Source organism: Streptomyces sp. A 4/2, assembly GCF_940670765.1.
In the GTDB taxonomy this organism is placed as follows: Bacteria; Actinomycetota; Actinomycetes; order Streptomycetales; family Streptomycetaceae; genus Streptomyces.
On the sequence record NZ_CALNVW010000036.1, the window covers coordinates 1 to 13,454 of the forward strand.

At 67.5% G+C, this 13,454-nt stretch carries 11 protein-coding genes and 3 pseudogenes; 10 read left to right on the top strand and 4 right to left on the bottom strand.

Translation table 11 applies throughout. The features are described 5' to 3' along the window. The 4 genes and pseudogenes from NBY69_RS26350 to NBY69_RS26365 form a co-directional block, all read left to right on the top strand. Positions 1 to 661 (top strand): hypothetical protein (locus NBY69_RS26350; RefSeq protein ID WP_250304057.1); only part of this gene is annotated, 661 nt, incomplete at its 5' end. Positions 662 to 1,342: 681 nt separating this feature from the next. Then, the gene (locus NBY69_RS26355) at positions 1,343 to 1,849 is read left to right on the top strand and encodes a transposase domain-containing protein (protein WP_250304058.1); all 507 of its coding nucleotides are present in this window, start codon (positions 1,343 to 1,345) and stop codon (positions 1,847 to 1,849) included. Between the two features lie 303 nt (positions 1,850 to 2,152). Further along, entirely contained in the window at positions 2,153 to 2,611 is a 459-nt protein-coding gene (locus NBY69_RS26360; protein ID WP_326695635.1) for a hypothetical protein, read from the top strand. Between the two features lie 688 nt (positions 2,612 to 3,299). Next, positions 3,300 to 4,082 (top strand): annotated as a pseudogene (locus NBY69_RS26365) (IS5 family transposase). A 15-nt stretch (positions 4,083 to 4,097) separates the two neighbouring features. On the opposite strand, the gene NBY69_RS26370 reads toward NBY69_RS26365, so the two are convergent. Next, positions 4,098 to 4,544, bottom strand: a complete 447-nt coding sequence (locus NBY69_RS26370) for an SRPBCC family protein (RefSeq protein ID WP_250304060.1) — start codon at positions 4,542 to 4,544, stop codon at positions 4,098 to 4,100. A gap of 1,284 nt (positions 4,545 to 5,828) precedes the next feature. On the opposite strand from NBY69_RS26370, the gene NBY69_RS26375 reads away from it, so the two are divergent. Continuing rightward, complete coding sequence (locus NBY69_RS26375) at positions 5,829 to 6,554, top strand: hypothetical protein (RefSeq protein ID WP_250304062.1); 726 nt, start codon at positions 5,829 to 5,831, stop codon at positions 6,552 to 6,554. An 11-nt stretch (positions 6,555 to 6,565) separates the two neighbouring features. On the opposite strand, the gene NBY69_RS26380 is transcribed toward NBY69_RS26375, so the two are convergent. Further along, positions 6,566 to 6,979, bottom strand: coding sequence for a hypothetical protein (locus NBY69_RS26380; protein ID WP_250304064.1), 414 nt, complete (start codon positions 6,977 to 6,979; stop codon positions 6,566 to 6,568). 103 nt (positions 6,980 to 7,082) lie between these two features. Beyond that, positions 7,083 to 7,943: a poly-gamma-glutamate hydrolase family protein gene (locus NBY69_RS26385; RefSeq protein ID WP_250304065.1), complete on the bottom strand. Its 861-nt coding sequence runs from the start codon at positions 7,941 to 7,943 to the stop codon at positions 7,083 to 7,085. Between the two features lie 453 nt (positions 7,944 to 8,396). Here NBY69_RS26385 and NBY69_RS26390 point away from each other — a divergent pair. Further along, positions 8,397 to 8,531: pseudogene (locus NBY69_RS26390) on the top strand (plasmid stabilization protein); the annotation flags it as partial. A 180-nt stretch (positions 8,532 to 8,711) separates the two neighbouring features. Beyond that, positions 8,712 to 9,197 (top strand): molybdopterin-dependent oxidoreductase, encoded by a 486-nt coding sequence (locus tag NBY69_RS26395; RefSeq protein ID WP_250304068.1) that lies wholly within the window; start codon positions 8,712 to 8,714, stop codon positions 9,195 to 9,197. Between the two features lie 33 nt (positions 9,198 to 9,230). Here the strand turns inward: NBY69_RS26395 and NBY69_RS26400 are convergent. Continuing rightward, positions 9,231 to 9,434: pseudogene (locus NBY69_RS26400) on the bottom strand (molybdopterin-binding protein); the annotation flags it as partial. A gap of 181 nt (positions 9,435 to 9,615) precedes the next feature. On the opposite strand from NBY69_RS26400, the gene NBY69_RS26405 reads away from it, so the two are divergent. From NBY69_RS26405 to NBY69_RS26415, 3 genes are all read left to right on the top strand, one after another. Next, entirely contained in the window at positions 9,616 to 10,011 is a 396-nt protein-coding gene (locus NBY69_RS26405; protein ID WP_250304069.1) for a molybdopterin-binding protein, read from the top strand. 323 nt (positions 10,012 to 10,334) lie between these two features. After that, positions 10,335 to 11,141, top strand: a complete 807-nt coding sequence (gene modA / locus NBY69_RS26410; RefSeq protein ID WP_250304071.1) for a molybdate ABC transporter substrate-binding protein — start codon at positions 10,335 to 10,337, stop codon at positions 11,139 to 11,141. 243 nt (positions 11,142 to 11,384) lie between these two features. Next, positions 11,385 to 13,343: an ABC transporter permease gene (locus NBY69_RS26415; protein ID WP_250304074.1), complete on the top strand. Its 1,959-nt coding sequence runs from the start codon at positions 11,385 to 11,387 to the stop codon at positions 13,341 to 13,343. Positions 13,344 to 13,454 lie beyond the last annotated feature (111 nt).

A 13,454-nucleotide genomic window follows, 5' to 3' on the forward strand; every position in this document is an offset into this window, starting at 1 on the left:
GCCCGACCACAACAGCAAAGCCGGACGCGCACGCTCCAAACAGCTCGCAGCCGCTATCGACGCGCCCCGCTACTGCTACGGCGGCAGCCAATCCGCAAGCTGCTCCTCGAACACCTCGAAGGCGACAGCGCATCGGAAATCTAAGACCAATAACATGATGAAGGCGCAGGCCAACGCTCGGGCCAAGAAAAAAGCCGAAGCTGAACGCCGCAAGAAGGACGGCATCTTCGGATGGGTGAAGAAGGGAGTCAGCGCGGCACACGGGTTCATGCAGGAGCACAGCACGCTCCTGGGAGGGATCGGCGTGGTGCTTGGCGTGGCCGCTATGATCACGCCAGTCGGATGGATAGTGGCAGCTGGATTTGCGCTTGCTGCCGTCACCACAGCTGACGCGTGTTTCTCTAAGCAATGGGGAAGTTGCGCGATTGGCGCTGTAAGCTTCGGGCTGGCTGGGGGCGGGGCTGCTCTCGCAAAATCGGCAGATTCGCTTAGTGCCGTTCCGAGTGCAGGAGGTTTCGGTCGCGAGGTACTTCAATCAGCGTATGAGGGAGGTATGCGCGGTATCGGACGTGTTTCCGATGGTGCCTCTGTAGCCTTTGCCGGAATCGGAACTCTGACGGGAGGGAATCTTGGCCACTCCCGCACAGAGGACGACTATTAATTAGTCATAACCTGCGATGGTTCCAACAGTTCAACTGGCGGAACCATGCAAGAGGTGCCAGGGTTTCGATCACGGCACATTAATCTCGATCTTTCGTCACGGTCCGTCGGTTTCCACGGCGGGCCGTTTCGATTGTTCCGGCTGTTGATGGCAGGGTTGATGACTCGGCCGTCGGTCATGGTGGAGGGCGTTGAGCGACTGGTTCCGGTCGAGGTGGTGCTGTCCGCAGGGACGGGAACTGGCTGGCATCTGTGGCACTGATGCCTGTCGGCCTCGGGGCGCTCGATCTGGGAAAGGTCCCGAACCTGGACCGACGTGATCATCAACGCTCTTGCGCAGCTCGAAGTTCTCCCAAACCTCAGCTGACCAGCATTTACCGCCCCTGCGAACAGCACCACCTCGACCGGAACCATCGAACCCAGCTCCCGCCCCGCCGCGCCAGCCGGGCGGCCCAAAGCCCAAGGCCGTGAAGTTACGGCTCCGGGTGGGTTGGCGATTGTGCTCTGATCTGCCGCGTTCTCGTATGTGAGAAGCGGAGCCCCGGTAGAACTGGCAGTCGACCAAGACAGCCGTTCACAGCACCGGAGGCTCCGCTGTCCGATCAGTGTGTCATCACGCGTGAAATCATGGTAACCAAGGGCCTGTTCGCCCCCGGGCACCTACCAGATCGTCCCGTTCGAGATGGTCGATGCGGCCCTTACCGAGACGGGTGCCGTCCAGCAACGGCTGCGGAAGATCCCCGCCCGGGTCGTGGTCTACCTGCTGTTAGCCGCAGCCCTGTTCGAGGACTGCGGCTACCTGGCCGTCTGGCGCAAGCTCACTGCCGCACTGGAGGCGATACCGGGTCGTGAAGGTCACCGGCCCCGCGCTCTGGGACGCCCGGACCCATCTGGGTGTCCGCCCGATGCAGGCCCTGTTCGACCTGCTGCGCGGGCCGGCCACGGCGATCCGTACCGCCGGCGCCCGTTTCAAAGGTCTGCTGACCGTCGCGATCGACGGCACCTGCCTCGATGTCCCCGACAGCCCGCTGCACCGGGCCCGACTCGGCAAGGGCACCAACCAGTACGCAGCCTCCGGCTACCCGCAGATCTGCCTGACCACCCTGGTGGCCTGCGGCACCCGCGCGGTCCTGGACGCCGCCTTCGGACCCCCGCTCCAGCGGAGAGACCGTCTACGGCAAGCGGCTGACGCGTTCCCTGCACGCCGGGATGATCGTCCTGCTGGACCGGGGTTTCTCCGGCAATCCGTTTCCTGGCTGCGGTCGCCGCCACCGAGGCCGCGTTCCTGGCTCGCCTCTCGGCCGCCCGCAAGCCACCGATCCTGGCCCGCTTCGACGACGGCTCCTACCTCTCCCGCTTCGGCGCCCTCGAGGTCCGCATCATCGAGTGCGAGATCACCATCACCACCAGCCGGGGCCGTCAGACCGGGCTCTACCGACTGGCCACCAACCTCCTTGACCACCACCGCTACCCAGCATCCGACCTGGTCAGCCTGTATCACGAAAGGTGGGAAGTGGAGAGCGCCTACTTCGCGATCAAGAAGTCCATGCTGGGCCGCCGGGTCCTGCGCTCGAAGACCTGGGCCGGCATCGCCCAGGAGGTCTACGCCCTGCTCAGTGCCTACCAGGTCCTGCGGATCGCGATCGCCGACGCCACCGAGACCACACCCGGAACGGACCCGGACCGCGGCAGTTTCAGCGTCGCGCTTCGATGCGCCCGCGATCAGATCGTTCAGGCCGCGGGCATCATCGCCGACACCGCCATCGACCTCGTCGGAACGATCGGCCGAGCCGTCCTGGACCAGCTCATGCCCACCCGCCGCCTCCGCATCAGCCCTCGCGCAGTGAAACGGCCCTTGTCCCGGTACGCGTACAAGAGCCTCAAGGTCGACCGACGCAGCTACACGGCCACCCTCAGCATCAACATCTTGACGCCCACGATCAGCCCGTAACTTCACGGCCTTGGCCCAAAGCCCGGCCGCCTACAGCCCGAACAACAGGCGGAACGGCCCATCGAAGAAACCGACGGGCCGTCACGAAAGTCGAGACTGAACAGTCGCCCGTTTCTGTAGCATCACGAGTATGACCAATGCATGGATCACTCTCGACACTGCCGGACGGCGTAAGATCTGGTGGAGAATTGCCGGATTGACGCTTATATGTGCTGGTCTAGCGGCGGTGATGTCACTATCTGAGCCTACGGTGCCCTGGTGGTGGATCGGAGGTGTAGCCGTGTTCTGGTTGATCGCGCTTTCCACTATGGTCAAGCGCGGATACGGCAGGTCGCTCCTTACTTCTGACCATCTAGTTTTCCGGACCCTTGTGAGCCGGAGGCCGATACCCTGGGTCGAGATAGCGCAGATCGAGAAGCGGCGTCACCAGTCACGTAGCTTTGAATGGTGGGACGTACGCGTTGTTCGGGTCAGCGGAAGATCGCTTACCGTCCCCGGCACCTTCACTAGCAAACGGTACGATGCCGCACTTGAGCAGAAGTTGGCTTTGATCCGTGAATACTGGTCTCGCTCGACCAGTCGCTGATTACGCTTTGCGCTCGTAACATGATCTTGGCGAAACGTGCTGGTTGTCCGTGCCCGGTGTGAAGATTCGGTCGTTCGTGATGGTGTGAGTAATCGGCCGTGGATCGTGGACGACGACTTGTGGGCGCTGATTGAGCCGCTCCTGCCTCCTTGGCCGGAGCGGTCGCCGGGGCCGAGACCGGTGCCGGATCGGCTCTGCCTACAGGACATCCTGTTCCGTCCTCTACAACGACATGGCGTGGCAACTACTACCGCTGGAGTCGGAGTTCGGCTCGGGTCAGACGTGCTGGCGGCCGTCTGGACCGGTGGCAGGAGGCGGGGGTCTTCGACCGGCTGCATCAGGTTCTGCTCGCAGAGCTGAACGCGGTCGGCGAACTCGATTGGTCCCGGGCCTGCGTGGATGGTTCCCACATCCGCGCGGAAAAGAGTGCGCCGACACCGGTCGACCGAGGGAAGACGGGCAGCAAACACCACCTGGTCTGCGATGGACGCGGCACCCCGCTCAAAGTCATCGCCACTGCGGTGAACGTTAACGACATCATCCAGACCCTTAATCTGGTCGATGGCATCCCGCCCGTCGCTGGCCGGCTCGGCCGACCGCGACGGCACCCCGAGTCTGTCCTGGGCGACAAGGCGTACGACTCGAAGGCCGTACGCCGGGAACTGCGGCGCCGCAGGGATCCCGCCGGTCATCTCCCGCAAGGGCGCCCCGAACATCAAGGGCCTGGGCAAGCTCCGCTACGTCGTCGAGCAGACCTTCACCCTGCTCCACCAGTTCAAACGTCTCGCCGTCCGATGGGACCGACGCATCGAACTCCACGACGCCTTGGTCTCGTTGGGCTGCAGCCTCATCTGCTGGAGGCGCCTCAAGAAGATCGGATCATGAACTTGCGCTGCAGTTCTAGGAGTTACGGCTCACGATTGAGTTGGTGTATGACGCGAGATCGTGGACCCAAACCTGCAGACGCCGTCTCCTGAGCATGTCCAGGAGAGGGAGGGTGTGTCGGTAGGTCGCTGACCAGGTGATGTCGGTGCCGCCATGGGGGGCTCGGGCCAGGTCCACAGACCCTCGATGAGAGGTGAACAGTCCTGCGGCCTGTTCGTAGCTGAACCGCTGGTCGGGAACCATCTCGACGACGCGCTCGCGGCAGCACACACGCCCAGTGCAGGAACGGATGGTGCGCAGGTCATCCACGCGCGCCGGTCGGTCAACTCCCGCAGGCACATCCCACTCGACGTCGGCGTAGGCGGACCACAACGGCCAGGATTCTGCATCCAGGAGCGCCGCGTAGACGATGGCGGCAGATGCCGATGAGTGCGAAGAAGCAGTAACACCGAGAGGCGACACCCTAACAAGGGTAGACCGCGTCTCACCGTGATCTGTTACGAGCTCTTAGGATCGCGGTATCAGGGGCGCGTCCATAATTCTTATGGACGCGCCCCTCCTTGTTGTAACCGGGTCTGGGCAGCGCCCTTCGGGATGAGCCCTGTTCCGCTTGCTCCGCTTTCGCAAGCCGAAAGGCCGGCGCGCCGGAGGTCCGTTGGACGTAATACTCCGCGGCCGGCGGGCCGGACGGTTCGACCCGTTCGTCGCCCCCGCGCCCGCGGCCACCTCGGCACGGAGAGTGGGGGGACCCCGGAAGCGTCGGCGCCGCGGCTGCGGGGATACTCCGGCGCACGGTCACGTTATTTCTGTCCAGTTTTCGTCGTCCCCGGCATGGTGCTGGTCCGGCGTACGGCAGAGGCCCAGACCGGTGCGTACGGCTGACCCCGCCCGGTGCTTCCGCCGGATGATCTTTCGCTACGCAGGGTCATCGCGCCCGCCGCGAGTAATGGTGAGGAAGGAGGCTCGAATCCCGTTGCAGCGCAGAGGTGATCCGTGGCCGTGGGTGCCGAGCCCCCATACTGCTCGGGGGCGGCGGTCGTGCTGGGCGAAAAGAAACTGGTGTGGCGAACGCCTAACCGCTCCCGATCGAGCTGGATCAAGGAGAACGTAGCCGGATGGAATCGGGCCTATATATCCGTTTCTTCGGCATCGTCGCAGGTGAGAACCGTCACCGGTTTGGGTTCGAGTCCCACCCGCCCCACCGCCCGCAGGTCAGGCGAAACGTTCTGACCTGCGGAAACGTGGGTTTCCCTTTGCTGGGGTGCCATGAATCGGTGCGGCGAGCGTGCATCGTTGTGAGCCTCCGCCGATTTTGGGCCGTCGCCGTCCGTACCGCAGGCTGTGACCGCTGGCAAGCCGTTGACTTCGACGGACTGGTCCTCTCGGTTCGCCCCCCAAAGCAACTAAATGAAAACGGCCACTTCGCCGGGTAAAGTCCCAGCTCAGGAAGTGTTGCCCCCGCGCCCGCGGGGATGGTCCCCCGATGAACACCACCGCCGCCGCAGACACCGCGTTGCCCCCGCGCCCGCGGGGATGGTCCCCAGACCTTGTCGATCGAGCCGAGGAGCTTGCCGTTGCCCCCGCGCCCGCGGGGGATACTCCGTCCTTGTGCTCAAGGGGCTTCAGCGGGCGTTAAGTCCGTTACTGGTAGCGGCCTCATTGGCGGACCGGGCTTCACGGCAGATCACCCGGCCGAGCCGAGGTCAGTGACGTGTGCGCGAAGTCGGAAGAGAGGGGTAGGTCACCGTGACGGACAACGGCTTGGTGTGGATCGGTGAGCACTGGTACAGCGGTGCGATCGTCAAGCACGGGATGCTCTCGGACATCAGCCTCACGGCGGTGCGTGGCGTGGATCCGGTGGACTTCGTGGTGCGCCTCGGCGCCGACCGCGGCATGGCCGAACGGCCGACACGGTTCAAGGACTTCGACAGGCTGAGCGTGAGCCCGGGTGACAGCGTGGCGACGTTCGGCCGGAACGGCGAGTGGGCGTATGTCCTGGAGGTCGAGCGGTCCACCTGGCACCTCGTCTTCCTCGACCGGCTGGGCCAGGACACCTTGGTGGAGCAGGGTGACGAACTTGTCTGCCTGGACCGCTTCCTGCACGAGTCCCCGTGGGTGTGCTGCGTTGACGCAGCCGGCGAAGTGAGTTCCGGCGAGCTTGGTGACAGCCTGTTGGAGACCGCGGTCCCGCCCGGGGACCGGTTCGGGACGTTTGCCGCGCTGAACGCGGCCATGCGCCGGTCCGGGGCGGTGCGGGACACCTTCCCCGGCTGCGAGGACCCCGAGAACCCTGAGGACAGGACGAGGAGTTGGCGAAGCGGCTGTTCGTGGCGGTGGGCGAGCATCTCGGGCTGTCGCTGCCGCGTCGGGAGATCGAGCTGGGGCTGCTGCCCGCGGTGCACCTGCCCTCGCCGGTGTGAACCGGTAGCGGCCAGGAGGCGCCGCGCCTTCTCGGCGCGGCGCCTCCTGTGAGCGGGTTGGTGCTACTGGTTCTTCGTGGTCATGGTGCACTTCACGGTCGTGCTGTCGGCGGAGCGCGCCGAGCCCGTGTTCGTGTTCAGCCGGTACGGGTCACGGTTCAGCAGTCGCTGGTTCGCGTTGAAGTCCCCGAAACCGGCTGTCGAACCGCTGTTGTCGTTCCTGGGGATCGCGGACCGTCCGCAGACCTCTTTCCACGTCGGCGTGTGGCCGTCGATGTTGAATGGGTGAACGGTGCTGCCCTGCTTGCCCGCAAGGGTCTGCACGCAGGCGTCCCCGCTGCTGCCCGGGTTCAGGTCACCCGCGAGCGAGGGTATCCCGCCCCTGTTGCAGGTGGCGTTGAACGCGAACTCGTCGCAGGAAGAGAGCCTCGATCCGTACCTGTGCGCCGCCCCCGCCGCCACTCGTCGCCCAGGCAAGCATCGATGTTGAACCCGGCTGCACGAATCACGCCGATCAGTCGGCAACCTGAAGCCCTCGCTGACCGTCAAGTGGCGGTCGCGCGTAGGCCCGCAGTTTTTCTCAGTAGACGAAGAGGCTCTTGCGCGCCAGCTGTTCGGCCTCCATCGCCGCAATTGCGTCACGGCAGGCATTGGTGAACTTCCAGAAGTCCGCGTTGGTGGTGGCCGCACGGTTGCTCGCACCGGAGTAGTTGCCGAAGAGACTCTGACGGAGTTCGGTGGTGATCTCCAGCTGGCCGCCGCCTTCGCCCGTCAGCGTGCGGTTGCAGATGTTCTCCGGCAGGTTGCCGTTGATGTCCTCCGGGTCACTGTCGAGTACCTGGAAGCCCGCGCCGCGAAGCTTCGCGGACAGCAGCTGGCGGAGACGGGTGTTGATGCCGCCGACCACGACCGCCTTCGGCTGACCCGTGGGCGCGCCGGCCTGAGTCGCGGTGCAGCCGTGCAGGCTGAGGACATTGGCGCTGCCCGCGGCCATGGACCGTGCGACCGGGTCGTCGCAGTGTGACGCGGTGACGTGCAGCTCGCCGTTGTTGGAAGAGCGCAGGCCTTCGAGCATCCAGTAGTCGTGCACCGGGGCGCCCGCGGTGACGGGGGCGAGGGTGTCGGGCCGGTAGCCCGCTATGCCCAGGCAGAGCTCGGAAGTGCCCATCTCGATTCCACCGCCGTGGATGGCCAGCACGCTGGTCAGACGGGGAAGCGGCGTGGTGGTCTTGTCGTTGTCGAAGGCCTCGTGCCGCTTGAACCGGCGGGCGAAGTCCTGGCCCTCGACCGCCTTCGTGTACAGGTCCGAGTTCGAGGCGTAGAGGTCACCGCCGGCGGCGGCAGCCGGAGTCGCGGCGAGGCCGGTCAGGAGCGGGCCACCTGCGGCTGAGGCCACGAGGGAGGCGAGGACGGTTCTGCGACTGGTGTGGGACGGGGACATCGTTGTTCCTTCAGCGCTGTGCGGGTCGATCCGCGGATGCGTGCGACGCCGGGTTACCCGGCACGGAAGCAGGAAGGACGGCGCATGCCACACGATGGCGCGACTGAAAAGTCGGATCCCCCTTCCGATGGCCGGAATTGTATCGGCTGATTCGAGGAGGCGGAATGCGGGAGAAGGGCTGTACCCCCCACCGGTCAGGTGCGCCGGACCCGGCGTTCGCCGGACAAGTCGCGTGGGTACGGCTTGCGTTCGCTCCCGCAGTCACCTCGGCAACCCCGAGCGAAAACACGGGGATCGGCAGAACAGCCCCGTGCTCACCGGCTTTGAGGGAGTGATCCGAGTCGTGCAGGCGGGCACCGTACGTTGACCACCCGTCCTGCGCGAGGGCGGATCTTGGGTTCTGGCCGCCGCCGGCGCGGTCTCGGTCGGCCCACCGGTGTCGCGCCGGAACCGGAGCGCCGGGCAGAGGAGATCGCCTCGCGCACCGTCAACAAGGAGCGGGCGCGATCCGGGGAGGTCAACTCTTCCAGCCGTGTCTCCACCACTGACCCGAAGTCCGCCTCCCGGCGTGGTGGCGAGCGTTCGCACAGCCTCGGCCGCTGAGGCCCGGCGACATCCTGACATCTCGCTCCTGCCGCGAGCAGCCAGGATTTCTCCCGTAGAAGCGAGGTGAATCGGCCTTTCTTTGCCGCACATGTGGTTCGTTCGCCGCCGGGCGGGCATGACGTGAGGGCAGTCACCGAATGGACTCTCCGCAGGGGGAACCGGATGAGTGGAATCGGCACGCCGTCCCGCACCGCGTCCATACCGGCGGCCTGTCTTCGGCTGGACGGGGAGTTGGCCCGGCCGGCCTCGTTGACCGTGGCGGATCTGCGGGCGCGCTGGGGGCAGCGCCATGCGGAAGTGGTCTTCGACTGCGCGAAGAACGGGCCGCAGCGTCACACCTTCGACGGGCCGCTGCTGCGTGAGGTCGTCGCCGATGCGCGGCCGGCCTTCGATGCGGCGCGGCGCAAGGACCGCTCGCGGTTCCTGCTGGCCGTCACGGGCGGGGACGGTCACCGTACGGTGCTGTCCTGGGCGGAGATCGACGCGGACTTCGCCGACTCGCCCATCCTGCTGGCCACCGCCATGGACGGGCGGGACCTCGACCTGACGGGCAGTCAACTGGTGGTGCCGTCCGACCGGTGCGGGGCCCGCTACATCAGTGCGATCACCCGCGTCTGGGTCGGTGCCTGCGCCTTCCCGGCGCCGTAGGGGGCGTGGGGCGCCGGGGTGCCGTTACCGGTCGGTGGCGAGGGAGACTTCGGTGGACTTGATCAGGGCGCGCACCGATGAGCCCTCGGTGATGCCCAGTTCCCGCACCGCCTCCAGGGTGATCGCGGCGGTGATCTCCTGACCGCCGTCGAGGCGGACCTTGACGGACGCCATGACCCCTCCCTCGGTGACGCCGGTAACGGTGCCGGGCAGCTGATTTCGGATGCTCAAGCTCATGGGGGATCGCCTCACGTGCGGAGTGGGATGTCTGGTTTCAGATGCTACGTCCGCGTTCTGGTTGGTGCGCTCCCGGATGCGCGACAGGTTTTAGGGGCTTCCTCCAAGCAGGGTGGCAGGTGCCATATAGCTTCGCCCTATGAATTGCAAATGCGAGCTGACTGGGGCTACCTTGCCGCATATGCAGTCCTACACAATCGGTCAGGCGGCACGTCTGCTCGGAGTCAGTCCCGACACCGCGCGCCGCTGGGCGGATGCCGGCAAGGTCGCGACCCACCGCGACGAAGTCGGTCGCCGTCTCATCGACGGACGCGATCTGGCCGCCTTCTCCATCGAGGTCGCACAGAACGCCTCCAGTGAGGACGGAGCGTCCTACACCTCGGCGCGCAACGCTTTCCCGGGCATCGTCACCGCCGTCAAACTCGGCGACGTGGCAGCCCAGGTCGAGATCCAGGCGGGTCCGCACCGGCTGGTCTCCCTGCTCACCCGGGAGGCCGTCGAGGAGCTCGGGCTGGAGGTCGGCATGCAGGCCACCGCCCGCGTGAAGTCGACCAGCGTGCACATCGACCGCACCTGAGTCCGGCCGCACCGCATCTCCGCCCGCATCGCATCTCCGCCCGCACCGCATCGGATCTCCGACCGCATCGCATCTCCGCCCGCATCGCATCTCCGCCCGCACCGCATCCGAGTCCGACCGCGCCGTTCTCGCTCCCGGCACTCCGATCGGCGCCACCAGTACCACTGTTCGGACCGTCAGGACTGTCCGCCGCTGCCCGTGGAGCGGCGTCGGCCTCCCCGAGCCCGCGAACGGGCCCGAGCGGGGGAGGTCTTGTCCCGCGTGGCTCGTCCCCATTCGTTCGGGCGGCACAAGTCGCCTGTTCCCCAAGGAGTCCCACTCTTATGTCTCCCACCTTCACCCGTCGCCGTACCGCCGCCGCGATAGTGACTGCCGCTCTGGTCCTGCCGCTTGCGGCTGCCTGCGGCAGCAACGACGACAGCAAGAAGGACAGCGGCTCCGCGTCCACCGCCGGTGGAACGAAGAAGACCGACCTGACCGTCCTCGCGGCCTCCTCGCTCACCGATGTGTTCGCCACCGCGGGCAAGGCGTACGAGAAGGAACACCCGGGTACGAAGGTCCACTTCTCCTTCGCGGGATCGCAGGAACTCGCCGCTCAGGTGAAGCAGGGCGCCCCGGCCGACGCGCTCGTCACGGCGGACACCAAGACCATGGACGGCCTGAAGTCCGACGCCGGTACGCCCACCGTGATCGCCAAGAACCGTCTGGTCATCGCCACCGGCAAGGGCAACCCGGACAAGATCGCCAACCTCAAGGACCTCTCCGACACCAAGCTGAAGGTCGTCCTCGCCGCCCCCGAGGTGCCGGTGGGCCGGTACAGCAAGCAGATCCTGGACGCCCAGAAGATCACGGTGAAGCCGGTCTCGCAGGAGGTGAACGTCCGGGCCGTCCTGAGCAAGGTCGAGCTCGGTGAGGCGGACGCCGGTCTCGTCTACAAGACGGACGCCGCCACCGCGACCGACAAGGTCGACACCGTCGACATCCCGGACGCGCAGAACGCCGTCGCCTCCTACCCGGCAGCGGCCTTGAAGACGTCGAAGCACTCGGCGGCAGCCGCCGAGTTCGTCGCCTGGCTCTCGTCTCCCGAGGCCCAGAAGATCCTTCAGGGCGCGGGCTTCCAGAAGCCGTAGCGAAGCCGGCCGTACGGCGAGTCGTAGTACGGCTCTGCCCACACGGCTCACCGCTCACCGCGTCGCGGGCTCACCGCGTCGCGGGCCGGGCCTCCGCCAGAGGCCCGGCCCGAGCCGCCTGCCGCAGGGGTCCCGGTCACCGGAACCGGGCAGGGGACCGGGCACAGGTCCGGGTCACCGGAACCGGCTACCGGCCCGGACACCGGAACCGGGCACAGAATCACCGATCACAGGGAACCGCCGATGAGACGTCTCCGCACCCGCACACCCGGCACCGGCACCCCCCTGACCCTGGTCCTGCCCGCGCTGCTGGCGATCGCGTTCCTGCTGATGCCGCTGATCGGCATCCTGGCCCGGACCAGTTGGAGCGACCTCGGTACCCATCTGACCAGCCCGGGAGTCACCCAGGCGCTGCGGCTGTCGCTGCTGGTCTCCTTCTGGGCGCTGGGACTCTCGCTGCTGTTCGGGGTGCCGCTGGCCTGGCTGCTCGCACGGGTCGAGTTCCCGGGCAAGACGCTCGTACGCTCCCTCGTCCTGCTGCCGATGGTGCTGCCGCCCACCGTCGGGGGGGTGGCGCTCCTGCTCGGTTTCGGCCGCCGCGGGCTGCTCGGCCCGTGGCTGGAGGGCACCTTCGGGATCACGCTGCCGTTCCACACCTCGGGGGCGGTGGTCGCCGCGACGTTCGTCGCCATGCCGTTCCTGGTCATCAGCCTGGAGGGCACACTCGCCGGTCTGCGCCCCCGCTACGAGGAGACCGCAGCCTCGCTCGGCGCCTCGCCGGTACGGGTGTTCTTCACCGTGACCCTGCCCATGGTGGCCCCGGGGCTGGCCGCCGGTGCCGCGCTGACCTGGGCGCGGGCGCTCGGTGAGTTCGGCGCGACCATCACCTTCGCCGGGAACCTCCCCGGCTCCACGCAGACGCTGCCCCTCCAGGTCTATCTGCTGCTCCAGGACTCCCCGGAGGCGGCGACCTCCGTATCGCTGCTGCTGCTCGTCATCGCGATGGCCGTGCTGATCGGGCTGCGCGGGCGCTGGACCGGCGGGGCCGCGGGGCGCCCCCGGCGCGCCGAACGCCCGGTGGACGACGACGCCACGCAGCCACCGGCCGGCTTCGCGGCAGCCGGAAACCTCCGGCCCGCCGCCCCCGAACCGACCGCCCCGCAGGAACGCTGGCCCCTGCACGCCGATGTCACCGGCTTCAACGAGCTGACCCTGGACGCGGATCCCGGCACCACCATCGCGGTCGTCGGCCCCAACGGGGCGGGCAAGACCACGCTGTTGCGCGCCCTCCTCGGACTGACGCCGCGCGCCCGTGCCGTACTGCGCCTCGGCGACACCGACGTCACCTCGCTGCCCCCGCACCGCCGCGGGGTCGCCTGGGTACCCCAGGACGGCGCGCTCTTCCCGCATCTCAGCGCGCTGACCAACACCGCGTACGGGCTGCGGGCCCGCCGGGTGCCGCGCGCCGAGGCCCGCCGGGAGGCGCAACAGTGGCTGGAGCGGCTGGGTGTCGGTCAGCTGGCCGCCCGCAAACCCTCCCAGCTCTCCGGTGGACAGGCCCAACGGGTCGCCCTTGCCAGGGCGTTGGCGGCGCGGCCCCGTCTGCTGCTGCTCGACGAACCGCTCGCCGCGCTCGACCAGACCACCCGCGCCCAGGTACGGCACACCCTCCGCGCGCACCTCGGCAGTTTCGGCGGGGTGTGCCTGATCGTCACGCACGATCCGGTCGAGGCCGTCTCGCTGGCCGATCGGGTGCTCGTACTCGACGAAGGCCGCACCCTGCAGGACGCGTCGCCCGCCGAAGTGACCCGGCACCCCCGCTCACCGTGGGTGGCCCGGATGCTGGGCAGCAACGCCTGGGCCGGAACGGCCGCCGACGGCGGTCTCGCGCTGGCCGACGGCGGCCGGCTCGTCGTCGCCGAGGGGCTGGCCGACGGAGCACGGGCGCTGGCGATCATCACTCCCGAGGCCGTGTCCGTACACCGCGACAAGCCCGCGGGCAGCCCGCGCAACGTCTGGCCCGGTACCGTCCGGGAGATCACCTCGGCGGGCAGCAGACTGCGCGTCCTCGTCACGTCCGACCTGGCCCCCGACCTGATAGCCGAGATCACCCCGCAGGCCGCCGTCGAACTCGGCCTGGCGGACGGCGTATCCGTATGGACCAGCGTCAAGGCCACCGAGGTCACGCTCGTCGGGCTCTGAGTATCCGGGGGCAGGCCCGGCTACCTCCTGGGCCTGCCCCCGGCTACCCGAAACGGGACAGGCCCCGGCTACCCGAAACGGGGCAGGCCCGCCCTGGCTAGGTGTAAGGGG